This window comes from Streptomyces sp. NBC_01275 (assembly GCF_026340655.1).
GTDB lineage: Bacteria > Actinomycetota > Actinomycetes > Streptomycetales > Streptomycetaceae > Streptomyces.
The window spans coordinates 7,682,729-7,705,344 of the sequence record NZ_JAPEOZ010000001.1 but is presented as its reverse complement, the minus strand read 5'-3'; the positions used below and the strand labels follow the sequence as shown (position 1 = coordinate 7,705,344).

1 protein-coding gene (cut by both window edges) is annotated in these 22,616 nt (G+C 73.6%); it reads right to left on the bottom strand.

All 22,616 nt of this window come from inside a single coding sequence — locus OG562_RS33825, lonely Cys domain-containing protein, on the bottom strand. Of the gene's 44,418 coding nucleotides, 15,330 precede the window and 6,472 follow it; the stretch shown corresponds to coding positions 15,331-37,946 — codons 5,111 (complete) to 12,649 (partial); reading right to left, the first codon wholly in view occupies positions 22,614-22,616. Both codon boundaries (start and stop) fall beyond the window edges.

Below are 22,616 nucleotides of genomic sequence, written 5' to 3'. Positions count from 1 at the left end.
TTGACGTACGCGCTCCAGAGGTGGTTCGAGATGGTCTTGATCTCTATGCCGAGTTCATCTTTTATTTGCTTGTTCGACAGTCCCGCGGCGGCGAGTTCGGCGACCCGCAATTCAGCATCGCTGAGTTTGGACAGGTCTGCGGGCGAGTATGTCCTCCCGGAGTTCGCCGCCGCTTTCCCCGAACGGGGGCGTCCATCCAGGCTCTCCAGCAGGAGGGCGACTTCCTGGCTCCTGGCCGTCCGACTTCCATGGATGTCCCATTTCTCGTACACCTTCGAGATATGAGTGTTGGCGGTACTGACCTTGATGCCCATTGCCTTGGCGATCGCCTTGTTGTCGAGCCCCTTGGCGAGGAGTTCGGCGGCCTGGCCTTGTGCCTTGCTGAGCTTGGGCAGGATCCTGGGCAAGGGTGCCCCACCGGTTCCCGGCGACGTCTCCGCCACCGTTTCCTCCGCCCCCGCCTCCTCTGCCGCGGATGCCTCCAAGGCCGCCAGACTTTCCACGGGCCCGGCCGCTTCGGCAGTCCGTACCAGCCTGAACAGCTTGTCCCGTACGTCCGCGTCGACCAGCGCGTCCTCCGGCAGACCCAGAACACGACGGGCCACCGCGTCCAGATCGAACGGGCCGCCACGCAGTACCTCGTCATCCCGGCGCAGCACATCCAGCGTCGCCACCGCCGCCGCGTCCCTGGCGAGGGTGATCCCGACCGTCGCGTGCATCGAGAGCTGCTTGGGCGACATACGGAGCGATCCGGCCACGGCAGTGGACGGGTGTCTGCCACCCGCCTTCTGGAAGATCCCGAAGTCGGCCACGTTCAGCCGTGGCGCGTCCTCGGGCAGAGCCCGCTGGAGAGTCCTCAGCGCAGTGGTCAGACGGGCGGTGAATTCCTCGAACACACTCGCCGCACGCGCCGGACCACCCACAGCAGCCGTGCCGTAACCGGTGATGTCGATCGTCGGCAGCGAGACCTTCGCCTTCTGGTTCCGCAGACCGGCCAACGCCACCGCGAAAGCCGGACTCGCAAGGTCACTTCTCGCTTCATCCGTCAGGCGCAGACGGGAGATCCTCGCCAGCATCAGCGCCGGCAGCGCCCGAAGCGACCCGGGCAGGCGCGCATCGACCGGTGCCGGATCCGGGGAGAGGGTGACCTCGACCGTCGCCGACTGCGCCAGCGTCTTACGCGCCATGCGGAGCAGTTCGACATCGGCGCGGGGCGGGTTGTTCTCCCCCGCATTCCGGGAGATCGCGAAGTCCGCCACGGTCAGCCGTGGCGCGTTCCCGGCCAGAGCCTGCTGAAGCGTGTCCAGCGCCTCGGCCAGATGGCCGGTGAATTCCTCGAACACACTCGTCGTGCGCTCCGTGTCAGCACGGTTCTTGCCATAGCCGGTGATACGGACCGCCGGCTGCTGCCCCCGCAGACCGGCCGCCGCCACCTCGAACGCCAACTCCTTGAGGTCGCTCTTCGACCGGTCCAGCAGCAACCCGCGGACTTCCCGCACTCTCTGGAACTTCACGGCGATCAGCCGCCGCGCCGGAAGCGGGGCGGCGGGCGAGCCGCCGGGAGAGCCGGACGCGTCCGGGCCCGGGGGGGCCGGGGCCAGGTCCGAGTCCGAGTCCGAGTCCGAGTCCGAGTCCGAGTCCGGGTCCGAGTCCGAGTCCGGGTCCGAGTCCGGGTCCGAGTCCGGGTCCGGGTCCGGGTCCGAGTCCGGATCCGCCGGGTCCGGGTCCAGGTCCAGGTCCGCCAGGTCCAGGTCCAGGTCCATGTCCATGCCCGGGTCCGAGTCCGGGTCCGGGTCCGGGTCCGAGTCCAGGCCCGAGTCCAGGTCCGAGTCCGAATCCGGGTCTTCCGGGTCCATGTCCGGCAGGTCCATGCCCGCGCCCACCTCATCGGGACCGGACAGCGGCAGGGTGCCGACGGCCTGGGCCTCCGTACCGCCCCCGGGAAGCCTTTCGGCAGCCGCTGCCGAGGCCGCCTCCAAGGCCGCCAGACTTTCCACAGGCCCGGCCGCCTCGGCATCCCCCACCAGTTCCAGCAGCTTCCTCCGCGCGGCCTCGTCCACCGGCGTGCCCTCCGGCAGCCGCAGAACACGACGGGCCACCGCGTCCAGGTCGAACGGACCGTCACGCAGCTCCCGGACACTCCCGCGCAGTACATCCAGCGTCGCCACCGCCGCCGCGTCCGGGGCGAGGGTGATCCCGACCGTCGCCTGGTCTATCAACGTCGCGAGCGGTACGCCGGCACGCGCGGCGGCCTCCATGGAGGGCCACTCTCCCCCCGGCCGCTCGGAGATCGTGAAGTGCTCCGGGCGCAGCGGTGGCACATCGTCGGCGAAACCCTGCTGAAGAGTGTCCAGCGCATCGCCCAGAAGGCGCTTGAACTCCTTGGACACGCGCTCCGCACGCGTCCTGCCACCATCACCGTGAACCTTTGCGGTGCCGTACCCGGTGATGTCGGCCGGCGGCAGCGAGACCTTCGCCTTCCGGTTCCGCAGACCGGCCAACGCCAGCCCGAACGCCAGCTCTTTGAGGGTGCTGTCCCTCTTCCGGGGCAGTCCCCGGTTGCCGACCAACGACACAGGGGTCAGCGCCGGCAGAGCCCGAAGCGGCACAGCCCTTCGCGGAACCGGATGCGGCTCCGCATCCGCGGAGAAGATGACCTCGACCGCCCCCTGCGGCTCCGACTCCTCCGGCGGCACGAGTCCGGCCACCTCGGGGGAGGGGCTCGGGCCACCCGGAGACGCGTCGATCGTGAAGTCCGCCGCGCGCAGCCGTGACACATCGTCGGCGAAACCCTGCTGAAGAGTGGTCAGCGCACCGCCCAGAAAGCCGGTGAACAGATCGGTTACGCGCCTCGCACGCTCCTCGTCGAATCCGTTGGCGCCGTACCCGATGGCAAGAGTCCTCGGCAGCGCACCCCGCAGACCGGCCGACGCCACCTCGAACGCCAAGGCATCGAGGTCGTTCTTCGCCGTCAGGAGCGGCTCCCTTCTGTCTCCGTGCATGAACTGCACCGCGATCAGCCGCCGCACCGGAAGTGGGTCGGCCGGTGGCGGGTCGACCGGCGTGCCGCCGGGGGACCCGAACGCGTCCGGGCTCAGGTCCGAGGCCGGGGGGGCCATGTCCGGCTCCGGGTCCGGGGCCAGGTCCGCCGGATCCGGGTCCAGGTTCAGGTCCGCCATGTCCAGGTCCGGGTCCAGGTTCAGGTCCGCCATGTCCAGGTCCGGATCCGGGTCCAGGTCCAGGTCCGCCAGCTCCGGGTACAGCTCCAGAGGCACCCTCAGGTCCAGGCCCGGGTCCTCCTCCGCGTCCCGACGCAGGGCGGCGTCCAGCTCCAGGTCCAGACCCAGGGCCCGACCCAGGGCCGCGTAGTCGCCGACGAGCCCGGTCGCCTCCGGGGTCGGCGCAACGGGCGCGTCGGCCCCGGTGGCGGGCACGTTCCAGCGCTCCCGGAGGCCCAGCCCGAGCCGGAGGTCGTCGGCGAGACCCGCTGCCGACCGCAGCGAGGTCTCCGGGTCCGGTCCGCCCGCCAAAAGGTGATCGGCGACCCGGCGCACTGCGTGGTGGAAGTCGCTCCCGGCGTACCGGGAGTCGGCCAGCACCGCGTGCGGCTCCCGGGGAAGCACCAGGAAAACGGCGGTGGTCCAGGCCCGGGTGAGGTCGGTCTCCACGGCACGGGCGGGCGCCGCGCCCCGGAAGGCGTCGTACGCCGATTCCCACAGCCGCCGCGCCGCGTTCGCCGCCGCCGCGTTCAGCGCGTCCGTCCAGGCGCCGGACCGTGTCATCAGCACGCGGGTCAGGTCCAGCGGCGACAACCCCTGCTCCGACAGCTGCTCGTCGTCGCGCATCACCGGCTCGGGGGCCGGCAGCGGCTGACCGGGCGGCAGGTCCGCCTCGGTCAGCTCCCGCGCGATCCACAGACGCTGGTCGGCGTCCCTCGGTACGGTCGGCACCTCGGCCGCCCCGTCGGCCTCGTCGACACCCCGCGCCGCCGCCAGGGTGTCCAGCGGAACGCCCAGGGCCCACAGTCGTGCCTCGGTGTTCTCCAGCTCCGTACGCGCCCACTTGACCCCGCCCCAGGAGTCGTCCAACAGCATGGTGTCGCCTTCGGCCTGCTCCACGGCCGCAGCCTCGGCGAGCGTGGACCAGGCCTGCGTGTGCTCGTCCCAGGCGTCGGCGAGGTCGATGGCGAGGTCGTCGGGGAGGTCGTCGGCGGGAGCGGCTCCGGTGGGGTCGACGGCGTCCTCGCCGCCGGGCGCGGGCAGCTCGGGATACGCGGGTACGGGCGGCACCTGGAACGCCGGCGCGGCGTCGTCGTCCGCCGCCAGGACCATCGGCGAACCCCCCGGTTCGTCGGCGGCAGGCGCCTGACCCGCCACCACGGGCGCCGGAGCCGAATCCCATGCCCGCACGGCGACATACCGGGGCGTCAGATCGAAGGGGCCCGGCAGGTCCAGGGGCGTACCGACCTCATCCGCGGCCGCCACCAGCACTTCCGGCAGCGCTTCCCACAACGGTGGCGTGTCCTGCCCGAGCCGACCGAAGTGCGCGTCGACCAGGGCCCGCAGACGATCCCAGGTCAGCAGGGGCAGCGGCGCATCGGGCTGGAGGGCCTTCCGCCGCTGGTCCAGCGCCTGGAAGCCCCGCAACAGGGCCTCGAACGCCGGCTTGTCGTCCTCCAGCATCGGCCCGTACACCAGCCGGACCGCCCACCACCACCGCTTGACGGCGTCCGCCTGTTGCCGGTCACCGGTCAGCCGCTCGGCCCACTCGGCCAACTGTGCCGACGTCGGCAGCGGACGGGCGCCGGCCAGCGAGTCGAAGTCCGTCAGCCGAAGGGAGGTCGTCGGCACCGGCCGCCGCTCACCGTGCTCGTCCACCTCCTCGTCCGTCAGCTCCTCGACACGCGAGCCGAACGTGATCTCCATGCCCGTGGCGGACGCCCACGACCACCGGTCCCACCTCTCGGCCAGCACCCAGGCGGCGATCGGCCACTCCAGCGGATCGCGGCCGTACGCGTGCGGGCCCGCCACGTCCGCGCCCAGCACCACCACGTGCGTGTCACGCGGCGCCGCCGTCAGCGCCGGAACCTGCGCGAAGAGGTACTCCACCACCCCCTCGTAGCGGAACGCCACGCTCGGATCGTCCTGGTTCCGGGGCCGCAGCTCCGCCGAGGTCCCGTCCCCGTCCAGACCCACCAGGAACACCTGGTCGAACGGCGCCTTCCGGTAGGTCTCCACCGCGGACATCTCCGAGCCGTCGGGCGACGGCTCCCACTGCTTCTCCCTGAGGTGCGTCACCTCCGGCAGCAGGCCGTAGGTCCCCGACGACCCGACCCACTCCCCGTCGCGCCGCGACGACACCCCCACCGGCTCGTCCGCCGCATTCCGGTGGGTGACGTGCCACAACCGGTCCACCGGGACCATGGACTCGTCCAGAGCCGCGATCTCGGGCTTCCACTCGATCACGTCCGGCGCCGGCGTCGGTGCCGTATGCAGGAGCCGCAGCCCCCGCCGCGCGTTCTCGACGGCCTGCTGGAAGCTCGTGCGGTCGGCACCGAGCGGCACGGACCCGTTCACCAGCAGCTCGTCCGCCCGCTGCACCAGGGCCTCCAGCCGCCGGTACGCCGGATCGGGGTCGGTCGACCACCGGGTGTGCCCCAGGGCGTGACGGCCCAGCGTCGTGGCCAGTTTCAGCTGGTCCGCCAGGTTCAGCAGCCGCAGGGGTGGAGCATCACCCACCTGCGGCACGCCGGTGACGGCCATCGCCAGGAGACCGGCGAACCGCTGGACCAGCGGATCGGCCAGAATCCGCTCCACCGACCGGCGCAGCACCTCGGGCGACAGCGGCACCCTGGTCGCCACCGCCCGCGCGTACAGCCCCTCGCCGAGATCCGCCAACTCCTGGCCGGACTGCTTGATCCGGTCCTCGGTGATTCTCGTGCCGTCGAGCGTGTTCGCCGGCAGCACGTCCACGATCAGTGGGACCGCCAGCCGCCCGCCGCCGGTGTCCAGGCCCGGGAGTTCCGGGACGCCGATCGACTCGTACGGGCCGATCCGATTCCCCTCGGAAGTGTGCCCCGTCAGCGCGGCGGTCAGCTGCGCACGCGGGGTCGGATCGTCGCCGACCGTGTCGTCGACGAACGGGTACGAGACGGCCCCGCCCGGCCGGTGGAGCTGGGCCAGACGCGCCAGTACATCTGTCAGCACCTCCTCGGCGATGGCGCTGAGCCTGTCGTGGTTGGCGCCGAGGAAGGCCCGCGAGCCGTGCTCGCCGGGCCTCAGCGCCCGCCTGACGGCGTCGAGCGCGGACCGGGGTGCCGTCGGCTGCATGCTGCTGATCGGCACCCAGTTCTCGGGCGCCAGCGCGAGCGCGGCGTTGACCGGCTTGGCGCCGATCCGGTTGAACACCGTCCAGGTGTATCCCCAGAGCTCGTCCACATCGGGGACGGCGGACAGGAACGGGACGAGTTCCGACGGAACCGCGCCGCGCCCGAGGTTCATGGCGCCCACGAACTCGCCGACGGCCCGCTCCCCGAACTCCCTCCCCGCCATGAACAGGGGAAGCAGGTCCGTGTGCGGCGACCCGTCGACGGCCTGGCTCAGGACCAGCGCGCGGCCCACCGCGGGGGTCCCCGACGAGAAACGCGTGGCGGAGAGGTTGTCGTAGTCCAGGGCGGGGGGATGGACGGTGGCCGCCTTGCCGGCCTCGGTGACCTCCCAGTCCGGGAGACCGCTCAGCAGGTCCTCCAGCGAGGTCGCGCCCTCCCCGACCGTGCGCGCCAGCCGGTCACGGACCTGCCCCCGCCGGACCTCCGCCTCCACCAGGGACTGCCGCGGCTCGCCCGGGACCGAGGCCGCCGGATCGACGACGACCTCCGGGACGTACGAACTGACCTCCGTGAACCCCGACCCCGCGAGCGACGGCGAGGCGATGTCGACGAGCCCGCCGGTGGCGGGGTCGAAGTGGAACGTCGCCTCGCCCAGGACGACCTTGACCCCGGGCCCTCGCGCCAGCACCGCCCTCCGCAGATCGGGCTGCTCCCCCGGCGGGGTGCCGAGGCTCCGCAACAGCCCCTCGGAGACCTCGATCTGCGTCGGATGGCGGTACTTGACCCCGGTGCCGACGCCCGCGTACGCGTCGCGCACCGCCCCGTCCAGCAGCGCGTGCGCCGTCGACGACGACTCCGCGAACGGCGGCAGCAGGTCCGTCACCACCTGCCCGGACGGGTCGATCACCATCGCCCGCGCGTCGAACAGGGTCATCTCCGGCGGCTCCGACAGCACCCGGTGGTCCTTGTCCCGCGACACGTCCACCCACACCACGCCGTCCGGCAGGTGGTACGCCGCGAACGCGTGCCCCAGCCCGTCCTCCGGCCGCCGCCCCGGCTCCGCCGACACCGACCCGGGCCGCCGCGCCAGCACCAGCGCCACCGACCCCGGCCCCGCACGCTCCACGTCCCGCAGCGCGTCCGCCACCGCGTCCCACGAGCCCACCCGGTCCCATCCGGGGCCCGCCACCAGGCCGGACGCCGCGCCGGCCATGTGCAGCGCCGAGTCGTCCACCGAGCGGCGGCCCGCCGTGAAGGCGTGCCGCACGGCCATCCGGCCCCACTGGCCCTGGAGCAGCGCGTCCCGGAACTTGCCCAGCAGCGTCAGGCACCGGCTCACCGGCGCACCTTCCGGCGGCACCACCAGCGCCAGGTCGTCCACCAGCGCCTTCAGCCCGACACGGTCCAGCACCTCGGGAGCGGACTCCGGGTCGGACAGGGCGCGCGGGCGGGGCAGGCCGTCGAACTCGGCGAAGGCGGGGGTGTACGGGTCGCTGTCGTGCAGCGCTCCGTAGGACGGGGCGGCGTCGCGCCGGTCGTAGGTGCGCCGGTCGTCGTCGTACAGGTCGGTGTCGTCCGAGTCGCCGTCGTACGGGTTCTCGGCTGGTGCCGGGGCCGGGGTCGGGGCTGGTGCCGGGGCCGGGGCCGGGGTCGGGGTGTCGTCCGGGGGCGGCGTCGGCAGGACCGCCGGGGTCGAGGTCGGGGTCGGGGCCGGGGTGGTGCGGTGGTTGTACGGGCCCTTGGGGTTGCGGGTGCCCTCGGGCAGCGCCGCGAGGAACTCGTCGCCGCGCTCGTACACCGTCACGGCGTTCTCCGTGTCGGCGCCCGTACCGCGCGCCGTACCGAACGTGTCGATCGTGCCGTTCTCGTGCACCAGGGTCAGATGGAGCTCCGCATCCTGGGCGAGGCGTTCCGCCGCGAGCAGGGCGGTGGGAGCGTCCCACCGCCGGGCCGCGACCAACTGGGCCCGGACGAGGGCCTCCTGGTGCTCCCGGGTCAGGGTCAGGGGCAGGGGCAGCCGGCCGCCGCTGCGCTCGAACCTCCGCCGCTCGGCAGCGGTGAGCACGATCCCGGCCTCCGTCAGCTCCTCGGCGCTGAAGGTGGCCCGGGGGTCGAGCAGCGCCGTGTCGGGCAGCGGCCGGTCGGACGGCCGGGACAGGTCCTCGGGCGCGTACTCGCTGTTGTCGGGCCTCCGCAGCCCGGCCCCGTTCATGGCCATGGCCACGGCGGCGTAGAAGCGGTTTCCGTCCACGGGTGGCGCGTCGAGCCGGTAGGTGTGGCCGTCGGGGTCGGTGAGCCGGGCCGGGTCGGAGGCGGAGTCGAAGACGGGTGCGGGTGCGGGCGCGGTGCTGTCGGAAGCAGTGTCCTCTGCAGTGCTCTCTGCCGTGTCCTGTGCGGTGTCGGTCGACTCCGGCCGCAGCCACGGCCGTCGGGTGTGGGCCGGCAGCGGCCCCCGCTCGGCCGGTTCCGCGGGCGGGGTCGCCGGGGCCGGTGTGACGGGCGTGCCCTCGGGCTCCGGGACGGGGTGCACCGCCTGGTAATGGCTGTCGGCCAGGTGCAGGACGACCTGGGGGACGGCGGTGAGGTGCTGGTCCGGGTCGGGGCCGTGGTCGTGGTGGAGTCCGTCCTCCGTCACGATCCGGATGCCCGGGTTGCCGGGTACGGGGAGCCGGGCCGCCAGCGTGGGCCACAGGTCCGCCGCACCGTGGTCCCAGCCCAGGTCGCGTTCGGCGTCGGCCGGGCGGAGGAGCTGGGCGACGGCCAGCGCCTTGCGCAGCGCGGGGCTCAGCGGCTGGTGCGTGCGTTCGGGGGCGTCGCCGGCCGAGTCGGGGATGACGCCCAGGGCGTCGAACTCGCGGCGCTGCGGGGTGTCGGTGCCCAGGTCGAGCCCTGCGGCGGCGAGTTCCTCGGCGGTGAAGGTGTCGGGCCGGTCCGGGGTGACGCGTTTGAGGAGCGGCGAGTCGTCGGGGACCCCGTCGAGTTCGGTGGCGACGGCCTCGCGCAGCTCCTTGGCGGTCTCCCCGTAGCCACGGGCCTCGGCCAGGGCGTGGAAGAAGCCGTTGCCGTCCCGGTGGACGTCGATGAGGCGGTGGGTCCGGCCGTCGGGGCCGGTCAGGCCGAGGGGGCGGGTGGTGTCGCCGACGTCGATGGTGACACGGCTGTAGACCGGTTCCCGGGGGGCCTCGGCCTCGGTGTCGGGGTCGGGGGTCGGCGCGACATGCGGGGTGACCGTGGGTTCGGGCAGCCCGGCCCGGGTCACGGCGGGGGCGGTGGTGACGGTGTCCGTGCCGGTCGTGGCCGGGGTGGTGTCCGTACCGGTCACGGCGGGGGCGGGGGCGGTGGTGTCCGTGCCGGTGCCCGGCGTGGTGCCCGTGCCCGTGCCCGTGCCGGTCGTGGTGCCCGTACCCGTATCCGCATCCGTGCCCGTGCCCGTGTCCGCCGGGAGCTGGTGCCAGCGCGTCAGCCGGTCCGTCTCCCCCCGCACCCGGTGGAACTCGTCGGCCGCCGTCTCGGCCCGCTCCCGCTGCGCCGCCGTCTTCTGGAGCCGGGTCGCCAGGGCCGACGCGGCCGTGGCCATCGCCCGGGCCGCCGTGTCGGCCGACTCCTTGGCCTCGCGCATCCGTTGGTCGGCGGCTGCCCGCCGATCCGCGCGCGCCCGGTCGGCCGGGACGAGCAGCCGGGCGAGCTCGTTCCGCCGTACGGTGGTGATCGCCTCGGTCGCCAGGACCAGCTGCTTCCGGGCCCGGTCGACCCGGGCCTCGGCGGCGGTGACGGCGTCGGCGAAGCCCTTGGCGAGCGGGCCGTCCTCGCCCTCCGGGGCGGGGGAGGTGACGAGGAGTTCGAGGAGCAGCGCCTCCCCGAGCTCCGTACGGGCCCGGGTGACCAGGTCGGCGGCGGCCCGGAGCCGGTCGGCGAACCCGCCGGGAGGGTCCGTGACGGTGCCGGCGGCGGGCACCTCCACGGGCGTCGCCGCTTCGGCGGCCCGCACCGCCAGGTCGTACGCGCGTTCCGCCGCGGTGTACTCCGTGCCCAGCGCCCGCTGCGCGTCCCTGCGCCTCCTGCGGGCCACCGCCATGGTGGCGACCGCCCGTTCGGCGGTCTCCCGCAGCTCGGGGATCTCGCGGCGCAGCGCCAGGTACTCCGCGTCCGCCTCCGTCCACGTGGTGGCCGCCTTCGTGACCTCGTCCCAGGCCTCGCCGACCCGGGTGGGGAAGTTGGTGTCGGTGATCAGACCGAGGTTCCGGGCCATGTCCTCGCGGATCCACGCGACGACCAGGGTCTCGGCCTCGACGGCGCCCGCCTCGGGCTTGCGGCCGAGGGTGCCGCCCAGGTTGTTCCGGAGCCAGGTCGGGGCCTTGCCGTCCTTGAACTGCCGGTCCACCTCGGCGACGGCCAGCCAGGTGGTCGGGACGGCGAAGAGGAAGGCCCGGCTCCGCGCCGGCTTGATGTTCTCCTGGTACGCGGTCTCCTGGCCCACCGCCTGGCCGTCGTCGTCGGCGGTGTCGGCTCCGGTGCCGTTGACGACCGGGTTGGCCGCGCCGATGGCGTCCGACCGCAGGATGGGCGTGCCGCCGATGAGGGTGTTCTGGGTGGTGCCCTGCGAGCCGTCGGAGGCCGTGCTGTACACGAACTGCTCGGGCGCCTCGAGGCCCGTGTCGTCGGCGACCGCGAGCAGGGTGGCCGCGGTGAGGTCGGGGCGGGTGTAGAGGGCGACGGCGGAGGAGGCGTGGTCGGTGAAGGTGTTCTCGGTGAGGCCGTCGATACGGTAGCCGCCCCACGCGGGGGAGGTCTCGTGGAAGAACGCGCTGAGCGGGCCCGGCCCCGACGCGTCCTCCAGCGCCTGGGCGGAGGCGGTGCCCTCGGCGGTGAGCGGGGTGCGCATGGCCTGGACGAGCGCCTGGCCCAGCTCGTCGCCGGTCAGCTCGCCGTCCGCGCCGGCCAGCCGGTTGTCGTACGCCTTGCCGAGCGCGACGGTGGAGGCGGCGCGGACGCGGTCGTCGCCGACGACGTCGCGGACGAGGATGCCGTTCGCCGGTATCTGGAAGGGGCGGGTGGTGCCGTCCGGGTGGGGGACGGCGGCCCAGGCGGTGAGGGCGGCGGCGGGGTCCTGGGCTCGCAGGGGGTTGGCTTCACCGGTGAGGACGGTGAGGCGGGGGGCGGGGAGGGTGGGTTCCGGGGGGCGCAGGGGGTCGGGGGCCGGGTCCGTGTCCGTGCCGGGGCCGGTGTTCGTGCCGGTGTCGCCCGTGCCGGTCTCCGTGCCCGTGCCGGGGGTCGTGTCCGTGCCGGTGTCGCCCGTGCCGGGGGCAGTGTCCGTGCTCGGCAGGGTGCCGGGGCGGATCAGGCTCACCGGGACGAGGTCGGTGATCGAGCCGATCTCCTCGTCGACGAGGAGGCGGTGGCGGGGGTTCGGCGTTTCAGCCTGCCCGGCGTTTGAGGGCACGCCCGTAGGGCGTACTGGGGGGTCCGGGGGACGAAGTCCCCCGGTTTCGGGAAGGGGCGGGGTGGGGTGAAGGCCCGCCGCAGGCGCCCCCGCCCGCACCGGCCCCGCAGGCGCCTCCCCCCGCTTCGTCCCCACCTCCAGCGTCACCCGCAACCGGTACCGCGTCCGGAACTCCGCGTGCGGCCCCTTCGAGACGGCCCGCCAGTTCTTCGCGTGCGTCGCGGACTGCTCCGCGGACACCTGCTGCCGCGTCGAGCCGGTCTCCTGGAACGACGGCCCGGCCGCCGGCGCGATCGCGTTCCCGGTGTGGACGTTCTCGGTGATGAGGGTGCCGATGTCGCTGCCCCGGTTCTGGCTGACGCCGGTGGTGAGGACGGTGGTGGCGACCCGGCCGTCCTCGGTCTCGGTGCCCGGCCACAGGCCGACGAACTCCTGGCCGCCCTCGTCCGGTACGAGCTCCGCGCGGACCCGCACCGAGCGGCCCCCGATCCGGATGGTGCGCCAGCCGGGGCCGCCGACGCGGACCGGCACGGAGGCGCCGGAGCCCCCGAGTTCGCGGCGCAGCGCCCGGGTGATCCGGCCCGACAGCAGGTGCTGGACGCTCTCCCGGCCCGGGTCGTCGATGCCCAGGTTCCGGAGTTGCTTGTCGATGTTCGCCAACACCTTCGACGCGTCGAGGGTGTTGACCGGATACGCGGCGAACGGCCGTGCCCGGAACCAGTCGTGCTGGCGCCACGGGCGGCGGTCGTACTCGGGTCCGGGGCCCAGCTGGTCGTTGAGCAGGCCCAGCCGGTGCGCGACGCGCTCGGGCAGGTAGCCCAGCCAGCCGCCCGGCACCGACTGCCTTCGGCCGGCGGTGCCGTAGGGCACGCCCGGCATATAGCGGCCGAGCGACCGCAGCAGGCCCGTGGTCCGTACCGACGCGGCGACTTCGTGCGCGGCGTCGCCGGACGTCAGGACGTGCATGCCGCCGATCACCAGGCCCAGGCCCGAGGTGACCGAGCGGGTGGTGGTGACGGCCCGGCCCCGGGCGCGCTTCCAGGGCCGCAGCACGAAGCCGTAGGTACCCACGCTCGCCTCGGGGTGCGAGTGGCCGTACAGGAAGGTTCCGCCGACCTGCTTGAAGTGCGTTCTGATCGACGAACCCCCGGCCTGCGTCGACGACTTGACCACGGTGGTGGTCGCCACCGGCACCGGTCGGCCCAGTGCGCGCAGCCGGGTGACCCGCACCTGGTGGACGACGGTCGCCAGCCAGTCGACGTACGGGCCCTTGCCCCACAGGCCGGTCACCCGGGAGCCCATCGGGCCCGAGGCCTGGTCGAACTCGGCGGCCAGGTACTGCGGCCGGTGGGGCCGTACGGAGGCTTCGTGGGCGGGCGCCCCCGGCTGGGTCAACTGCCAGGCGCCCTTGGGGTTCTCGCGGCGCAGCAGCCGGTCGCCGAAGCCCTTGGAGGCGTCCCGCAGCACCAGGTCCGGGAGGCCGGGGGTGCCCCCGGTGGGCAGCACGGCGAGGGTCTCGTGGGGCTGGCCGTGCAGCCGGCCCGGGGACCGGTCCGGGTCGGTGGGCCCCGGCCCCGCCTCCCGGTCCTCGTCGGTGAGCAGGCCGGTGGTGAGCCGCCGGGCCCTGGCCGGGTCCAGCACGGTGGTCTCGGCCGGTCCGGTGGGCCGGTACGGGTTGACTGCTCCCTCGGCGTGCGGGTCCTTGTCCGGGATCTCGGCGTCGGCGACGCTGAGCAGCACCCGTCCGGTGATCGGGTCGCCGGCCGTGCCGCCGATCAGGTCCACGGGGGGCTGCGGCCAGAACCCGAAGAGTTCGGTGCCCAGCACGCCGAACGTGATGCCCCGGAGGAGCCCCCGGAACCGCCAGTAGCCGTTGGAGCTGACGGTCAGCCGCAGGTCGTAGGAGAAGAGGTGCGAGGGCGCCGGGCGCGCGTGCTCGGTCTCGTACGAGGCGGTCATCCCGTACGCGGTGTTGTCCTGGCGCGTCCTCCCCGCCTGGAAACCGGCCTGCGTGGTGACCGCGTTGGCCGGGCGGCCCTCGCTGTCGGTGGCCGTGTTGCGGGAGGAGAGGGTGAACTCGAAGCCGGCCTCGGCGGTCTGGGTCGCCTGCCGGGAGCCGTCCGCCCTGCTGGTGCCGATGACGGTGTGGGTGAGGCCGAGGTCGTTCTGGGTGCCCTCGTAGCGGCGGCCGGTCAGTTCCACGTCCAGCCGGATGCGGCGGTACGTGTGGGTGATCCGGCCCGGCTCCAGCAGGGCCAGGTCGAGGCCCAGCGGGACGGCCTCCTTGAGGTTGCCGGCCAGGGTGTGGTGTGTGAGGGCGTTGATGACGGTGGTGGTGTTCTGGAGGACGGCGTTGTAGACGGAGATGCTGCGGAATTTCTTCGGGTCGCCGAGGTCGGTGAACCGGGCCACCATGGTCGGGTACTTGGCGGCCAGCGTGGTGAGGACCTGGTCGGTGGCGGCGTCCAGGAAGGTGACTTCCCGGGCGGGGGCAGGGGCAGGGGCGGGCGGGTCGGTGGGGAACAGGACGTCGAGGTTGGCCGGGTTGGCCGGGTTGGGCGCGTCGGGGTCGGCGGGGTCGGTGACGGGCGGGTCGATGGCAGGCGGGTCGGTGACGGGCACGTCGGTCGCAGGCACGTCGGTGACGGGCCCCGTCTCCGCCACCGCCACCGCCACCGGCACCGGCACCGGCACCGGCACCGGCACCGGGTTGGTGTACCGCCCGTCCGCGTGAAGGAACTGCTCCACCCGGCTCCCCCCGAGCGTCTGCGGGTTGTCCTGGGTCAGGAAGGCCGGGGCGTACGGCTCCGCGCCGCTCGCCCCGCGCAGGGCGGTCCCGTCGTCCCAACCGGCCAGCCGCCGCGCCTCGGTGACCGTCATCCGGTCCAGGCTCCACGTCACGAACCGTGTCGGCTCGGGGTCACCCGTCTTCTGCACGTAGACGATCTTCTCGACCTTGTACTCGACGGTGGGCACCTCCTTCGCGGCGCCCATCGACTTGTCGGCGGCCGAGCCGCCGGTCATCGTGGTGCGCCCCGAGGTGTGCCCGTAACGGGCGGTGGGGCCGAACTGGGCCCGCAGCCGGGCCGACTCCCAGCCGAAGATGTCGCCGAGCCAGGCCAGCGGGTTGGCGGTGATCGAGGGGCCGCCGGCAAAGGCCACCTCCTTGAACCACGCCTTGGTCTGCTTGCGCTCGTTCTTGATCGTCGTCTGGCCGATGTTCCAGATGGCGGCCCGGTCGCTCTCCTTGGCGGGTACGGCCCTGCCGGGCTCGACCCGGATGGTGAAGGCGCCCAGCGGGGTGCGGTGCCTGTCGTCGGTGTGCAGCGGCTCGCTCACCACCATCGACCTGCTCAGCCGCTCCGACATCCGCTTCATGGACTCCGGGGTGAAGAGCTTGTCGAGCGCGGTGTGCGCGGTGGATTCCGGCACGACGCCGAGCCGGCCCACCGCCCAGGCGTGGACGTGCTCGACGGAGGCGAAGCCCTCGGTGCGGACGAGGCGGTAGTCCGAGCCGGGCCCCAGCCGCATCTCGGCGGGGGCCCGCAGCGGGGGCTTGGTCCACTCGCTGGTCAGGCTGTCCGGCAGGCGCAGCCCGAGACCCTTGCGCACCCCGAACCCGGAGGTGTACTCGGCGAGTCGCTCCAGCGCGGGCCGGGCCCACCAACGGGTGCCGAGGACACCCGGGCGGGCCGGGATCTCGTGCTCGTTGTCGGCGACCCGGATGTCGAAGTACACGTCGTCCAGGTGCAGATGGGAGCCGTCGGCGTGCCGCGTCTCGGCCTGGCTCGTCACCTGGTCGTGGGCCACGAAGACGACACCCCGGTGCCGGCCGACCCGCCCGGTGCCCCGGCCGAACGGGGCGACCGGCCAGGACGGCGGGCCGAGCGGGATGCCGGGGCCGATCTGCCGCGTCTCGGCGACCACCTCGGCGGTGCCGGTGGTGGAGACGAGGCGGTGCGCGCTGTCGACCTTGACCGCGTTGGTCGCGCCCGCCGCGTTCTCGCCGTCCGAGAACCGCTCCCAGTCCGCGTATGTGCGGGCCTTGACGTACAGGACGCGGACCCGGCCCGACTCGGTGGTGTACGTGAAGCGGTGGCCCTCGGGCTGGAAGAAGGGCCGGGGGTCGGACCTCAGCGCCTGGCGCAGCCGCTCGTCCAGCGTGCCGACCGGCGCCCCGGGGCGGCGCCTGCGCTTCCGTACGGGCTGCTGGTTGGGCCGGGTGTCCGGGGACCCGTCCAGCCGGGCGAGGATGGTGTCCGCCGTCTGCTCGGTGCCGCGCAGGACGGCGTTCTCCGAGCCGATGACGAACTGTTCGGGTTCGGGGTCTGGGTCGGGGTCGGGGCCGAGCTCGGCGAGGGTCTCGGTGACGGCCTCGGTGACGGCCTCCGCGTCGGTGCCGGTTCCGGTCAGGGCGGTCAGCGGCAGCACGTCCACCGGGTCGACGGGCAGCGGCAGCAGCCCGTCCAGGTAGCCGGGCAGCCGGCTCCCGTCGCTGAAGACACTGGGCCCGTGCCCGGCCCCCGGCGGCAGCATCCCGAGGTCCACCCGGGCCGGGCGGCGGGCCTCCAACTCCTCGTCGATCCGGTTGCCGGGGGCTTCGGGCACGGTACGGGCCGGGGGCGTGGCGGGGGTGCCGTCCTCGGCCGGGGGGGTGACGGTGATGGCGGGTACGGGTGGGGGCGGAGGCGGGGGCGCCTGCGGCGGGACTGACAGTTCAGCCTGCCCGGCGTTTGAGGGCACGCCCGAAGGGCGTACCAGGGGGTCCGGGGGACGAAGTTCCCCGGTTTCGGGAAGGGGCGGGGTGGGGTGAAGGCCCGCCGCAGGCGCCCCCGCCGACACCGCACCCGTACTGACCCCCACCGCGCCCGACGACCCGTGGGGAACGCCGGTCGCGCCCGGACCCGCCCCGCCCCGGGGGGACAGCCGGTTCCAGACCGGGGCGACGTCGCGCCGCGTGGTGTCGATCCTGGACGGGACGTCCGGGTCGTCCGGGTCGTCGCTGTGCAGGTCGAGCAGGTCGTCCGTGGAGATGATCTCGCGGCCCAGCCTGACCATCAGCTTGGGCGCCAGGTCCGGGTTGAACCAGCCGAGTTCAGGTATCCCCAGCACCAGCGGCACGCGCAGCGGCGTGCCGAAGATCCGGGGGTCGCGGGCCAGCAGTTCGACGTACTCGTCCTCCAGCACGTAGTACCAGGGCCCGCCCGGCTTCCGGATCCGCAGCCACCCGTTGCCCAGGGCCTCCGCGGTGGCCAGCAGCGCCGACCCCCACGGCGTGTCCGCGAGGGCGGGGTCCGTGGCCTCGGGGGTGGCGGACGGCGCCAGCCACTTGTCCAGGTTCACCCGGCGGGCGAGGTCCGACCCGGTGAGGTTCCGGCCGCCCACCGTGCCGGTGCCGGTGATCAGGGTGTCCGCCCCGAGCAGGCCCTCGAACTCCAGGTGGGCGGCGGCGAGCGCGTAGACGTTGTACGGGTCGCGGCCGGTGGCCAGGGCCTTGGCCACCGTCAGGCGTGCGGCTGCGGACTGCTGGGGGTCGGGCTGTTCGAGGTGCAGGAGCCGGGTCTCGAAGGTGGGCACGTCCGGCTGGCGTTCGTACACCTCTTCGGTTCGGACCTGGGTCCAGAAGTACTGCGAGCGGTGGAGGCTCGTGACCTCGGGCACGGTGCTCCGGTCCAGGCCCAACACCGCCCGGATGTCGTCCTCGTCGGGGTTGCCGTACTGCTCCGCGACCCGGAGCACCAGGGGCGGGGAGACGAAACCGGCGGCGAGCGCGGGATCCGATGCCGCCGTCGCCGCTCGCCAGACGGTGAGGGCCCGGCTCAGGGTGTCCCCGAAGTCCCCCTGATCCAGCGCGGACGGCACGTTTCTGCCTTGGCGTTCCTGGTCGGCGCGTACGACCCGTTCCAGCAGCTCCATGGTGAAGTGCGGGGCGGCGGCGGACAGGTCGAGGTCCGCGCGCCGCATCAGCTCCACGGCGCCGATGGCCTCCAGCAGGTACGGATAGTGGCTGAGGGTGTCGACGTTCTGCCCGAAGACCTCGCGCAGCGCCCGGACCAGGCGCAGCGCTGCGTCCAGATCCTCGTCGGAGACCGGGCCGGTGCCGGTGTGCAGCCCGGCGGTGCGGGCCCGGTCGGCGAGTTCGTCGGGCAGCGGCTCGGGCCAGCGCTTCTGCCTCCGTCCAGGCCGGCCCTCCACATCGGTCTCCAGCGCGTGAAGGTGGCGGCCGTTCCCGATCATGGTCCAGCCGGTCCGGTCGCCGTAGTTGTCCATGCCCAGGCGGGTCTTGTTCGCCGCGTGCTGGCTCCCGGTGACGGTCGCCAGCCGGTCGAGGACGAACGGGGCGGGCGCGGCGGAGTGGCTCCAGTCGGGGCTGTAGGGCAGGTCGGAGGCGGCGTCGTTGAAGCAGAGGCCGTTGAAGATCTCCTCGATGGGCTCGCCCCGGGCGGCGGCTGCTTCGCTCTGCTCGATGAGCCTGCGCACGCTGGGCCGCCGGCGCATGGCTCCGGCGTACTCCTCCATGGGGACGCTGATGACGCTGCCGTTCTTCAGCGGCACCCTGGCGTAGCCGGGTGCGCCGTGGGCGAACCAGGAGAACTTCGCGTTCGGCGGGAGGCCCACCGGGCCGCTCACCTCGCCCGTCACGGGGTTGTAGTCGTACCTGCCTATGAAGGACCCCAGGTGGCGGTAGTGGTCGTATCTCTCCTCCAGTTTGGGTTCGTCCGGCTTGAAGGAGGCCCGGCCGGTCTGCTGGTGGGTGGTGGAGACGATGGTGCGGGTCAACCACTGGTCCTCCCACCACTCGGGTACGTCGTCCGGGTCGGGGTCGCGCAGATCGTCGGGGTGGACGGGGAACCAGTCGCCGATCAGGTTTCCGGGTTCGCTGTAGGAGGTCAGGACGAGGCGGCCGGTCTGCCCGGCGGTGGTGCCTGTGCCTGTGTCGGCCGGTGCGGGGCGTGGTGCCAGGGGGCCGCTGTTGACCCAGAGGGTCTTGCCGAGTCGGTGTGCTGCCTGGCGTACGGGGAGGAGTCCGCCGTCGCCGGAGTTGGGCCAGGCGAGCAGGATGTCCGTGATGTCGGGCCGGTTTTCGAGTTCGACGAGGAGGTATTCGGCGACTTCGGCCATGGTCATGGGGCGGTGTCCGCCGCCGGGCCAGGGCACGTCGACGTGGTCCTGGCCGCCGGTGGAGGCGGCCAGGGTCAGGGGGGTGCCGTTCCAGGGGGCCTTGGTCGGTGGGGTGGTGGGTCCGCCGGGCGGGTCCACGATCCGGGTGGTGTCGAGGTCGAGGTCGGGCAGGTCGGTCCAGTTGCGGCCGGGTCCCTCGGCGCCGTCGAGCGTGATCGGGCGGCCGGTGGTCTCATCTCCGGTGGTACGGAAGTGGTGGGCGCCCAGCGCGGCGAGGTTGCGGGCGCGGCCCTGCTCCTCGGCGTCCCTTACGAGGGCGGTCAGTTCGGCCCGTACGGCGTCGTCCACCACGGTGTCGGCGGGCAGATGCAGCACCTGCCGAGCCACCACGGCGACATCCAGGGGGCGTTGGCCGTGCTCCGGGTCCTGGGACCAGAGCCGGTCCAGGACCGTGCGGACGTCGGTGTCGAGGGCGCTGCCCGAGTCCGCGGTGGCCGGCACCCGCGCGTCGGCCGTCCCCCCGGCGAGGGTCGCCCGGGCCATGATCTCGCTCAGGGCGTTCGGGTCGGACGGACCCGACGAGCTGTGGGAGAACGCGCTGTCCGGCACGATCGGCGCGTCCGTCATATCGGTGTCGTGCGCGCCGCCGTCGGGCAGGTCGCTGTCCTGCTCCACCTCGGACACGAAGCCGCCGGCCTGCCCGAGCAGCGGCAGCGCCTTCGCCGCGTCCCTGGCCAGGTTCAGCACCCGCTCCCGCGTCGCCTCGTCGAGTGCCTGCGGGTGCTTGTCGGCGCTCACCCGGGCGGAGCTGACGACGACCCGTATCAGCCGGGTCAGCCGGGCCCGGGTCTCCGGTGCCGGCGGGGAGCCGAGTGCGGCCAGGGCCAGGGCCTCCGCGACCGACTGGGCCTGGACCGGCGTCAAGGGGGGCCGGGCGTCCCCGCCGGTGGTGGGCAGCAACCAGGTGGTGGCCATGGCCAGGAACGGTGCGAAGGCCCGCACCACGGGGTGACCGGTGATCCGGCCGACCGCGTCGCGCAGGGCGTCGTCGGTCAGCGGCTCCCGGAACCGCACCGCCCGCTCGTACAGGGCGCGCGCCAGCGCCGTCAGTTCCGTGACGGAGTGCTGGAGACTCTCCTGGGTTGCCAGGTTCGCCCCGGTGAGGGCCTGCCGGATCTCCATCAGCATCAGTTCCACGGCCAGGTGCCCCTGGTCGGTGTCCACCTGGCCGTGGCCCTCCATGCCGGTGGCCTTCAGATGGACCTCGGCCGCCAGCTCCGCCTCCCGGGGCAGCCGCGCGCGTATCTCCGGCAGTCCGGGCAGTGCGTCCAGCCCGCGCAGCGCCGCCGTGAGGTACTCGCCGACGGTCAGCAGGGGGCCGGGCACGTCGAGGAAGCCCCGCAGATCCATGGCCTCCCCGTGCAGGATGCGTTGGTGTTCGTTGACGAGGTTCCGCAGGGACTGCTCGAAGTTGCCGCGGATCCGGTCGTGTTCCCGGTCGAGGAACGCGCGGGTGCGCGGACGGAGGGACTCCAGTACCCCGGGGCGGTCGGGCCGGTCGGGATCCCCCGTCAGGAACGTCCGGGACGCGCCGAGGAGCGTGTTCTTCAGCAGATCGTGGTCGTGGACCGTCGCCAGCGGCCTCGCACCCGCATGTCCGAACAGCAGCCAGCCGTATCCCCAGACCTCGTCGACGTCCGCCAACACGGAGAGGAACGGGACATGGGCCGGGACCACCTCCGCGTTGCCCGTCACGTCCCGTACGAAGGCGGCGGCCATCCGCGCGCCGAAGAGCCGGCCGGCTCCCATGATCTGGACGAGCCGGGGATTGACGAGCCGCTTCATCGCGAAGTCCTGGAGTGCTCGCATACCGACCGTCGGCACGCCGAGCGTGGCCTGCGGGAACAACAGGTGCTCGGCTCCGGTGACGTGCGGCGGCAGCAGGAGCCCTTCGGCGGCGGGCTCCGTCCGCCAGCCGATGGAGGCGAAGATCTCGGCGACCGACCAGGGACGGTCCTCCTGGTGGGCTCTGGCGAGTGCCGCGTGACCGAGCGCCAGTTGGGCCAGCAGGACCTCGGGGGAGGGCCGCCGCTCACCGGGCAGCACTTTCGCCGGGTCGAGCACGAACTCCACGACCGGGCTCAAGGTCATCGGGGGGTTCGGCCAGTTCTCGGACACCGCCCGGTGGCGCTCCGCGTACCAGCGGTTGTCGGCCCCCAGGTGGAAGAGGGCGTTGTCCGTGACCGCCTGGATCCCGGGGGCGGAGGCCAGCAGCCGCTTCGGCTCGGAGTGGGTCTTGATCAGGTACTCGGGCGCTGCCCCGGGGACGGGTCCGGTGCTGCCCGTGAGGATGACGAAGCCCTCGGCGGCCGGTGTGGTCTGCCAGCCGGCGGAGGCGAGAATATCCGTCAACGTCCAGTCCTGGGGCTGCCGGTCGGCTTCGGCGAGCGCCGCGTACGCCCGCGCCAGCAGGGCCTGCTGCTGCCCGGGGGGAAGCTCCTCCGCCGGATCGGGTACGAAGGTCACGACGGGGTATTCGGCCTGCGGCGGGTCCGGCTGCTCCGGGGACTGGGCCAGGTTCCGGTCCTGGTACCAGTGGCCGTCCGGCCCCTGGAAGAACAGCCGGGTGGCGGTGACCGCCTGGAGGCCGGGGGTGGTGGCCAGCAGTGTGCCGGGGGTATGCGGGATCATCAGGAAGTAGCGGGACTCCGCCTCCAGGCCGAGGGCGCCGTAGTCCCGGCGGGCGGACGGGTTGAGGTCGATGACGCTGTGGGCGGTGGAGGAGGACTGGGTGAACGGCGGCAGTGGTTCCTCGACGACCCGGCCGGTGGCGTCGAGGACCACGAACCGGGCGTCCGCCGCCGAGATGCCGGGCGGGGTGTAGGGCCGCTGTCGGTCGGGTGCCTGGAGTTCGACCCAGACGGGCGTGTCGCTGCCCCGGCCGTCGGCGGTCAGCGGCTGGTAGGCGGCCCAGCCGTGTCCTTCCTGGCCGCCGGGGCGGCGGGCGAGGATCAGGGCGACGGAGCCGGGGCCCTGTGCGCGTACGGCGTCCAGCACGCGGGTCCAGGAACCGGCCGGCTGCCAGCCCGGGCCGGGGGCGAGGCCGGCTTCGGACGGGTCCTGGAGCAGGACGGACTCGTCCAGGCTCCGGGCGGGGCGGACGCCTTGCGGGAACAGGGCGTCGCGGAATGCGCGGAGCAGGGGGAGGCAGCGGAGGGGTGGGGCGGGGGTGGGGGTGGTGCGGGTGGGTGCGCCTGCGGCGGGCTGTTCCCCTACCCGCCCCTTCCCGAAACCGGGGGCTCCGCCCCCGGACCCCCGCGCCTCAAACGCCGGCGAGGCTGACAGAGTCAGCCTGCCCGGCGTTTGAGGGCTTTCGGGAAGGGGCGGGGTGGGGTGAAGGCCCGCCGCAGGCGCCCCGCCAGCCACCCCCGCCCGCCCAGCCGCCACCACCCCCTCGACCAGCGCCGTCAGCCCAACCGTGTCCAGCACCCGCCCACCGCCGGACGGCAGCACCGTCGGCCGCGAGGTCACGGCGGACAACGTGACCGGAGCCGTCGGGACGCCGGCCGGGGTGCCGGGCCGCGTGCCCGGCCGCGTGCCCGGCGTGGGGCTCGGCGGCGGGCTCGGCGTGGCGCTCGCCGGGACCAGGGCGTTCGGGTGGCTGAGGTGGTGCCAGGGCCCGGCCCCCGGTGCCGTCAGGTCGATGACCGCCGGGTCCGGGCCGCC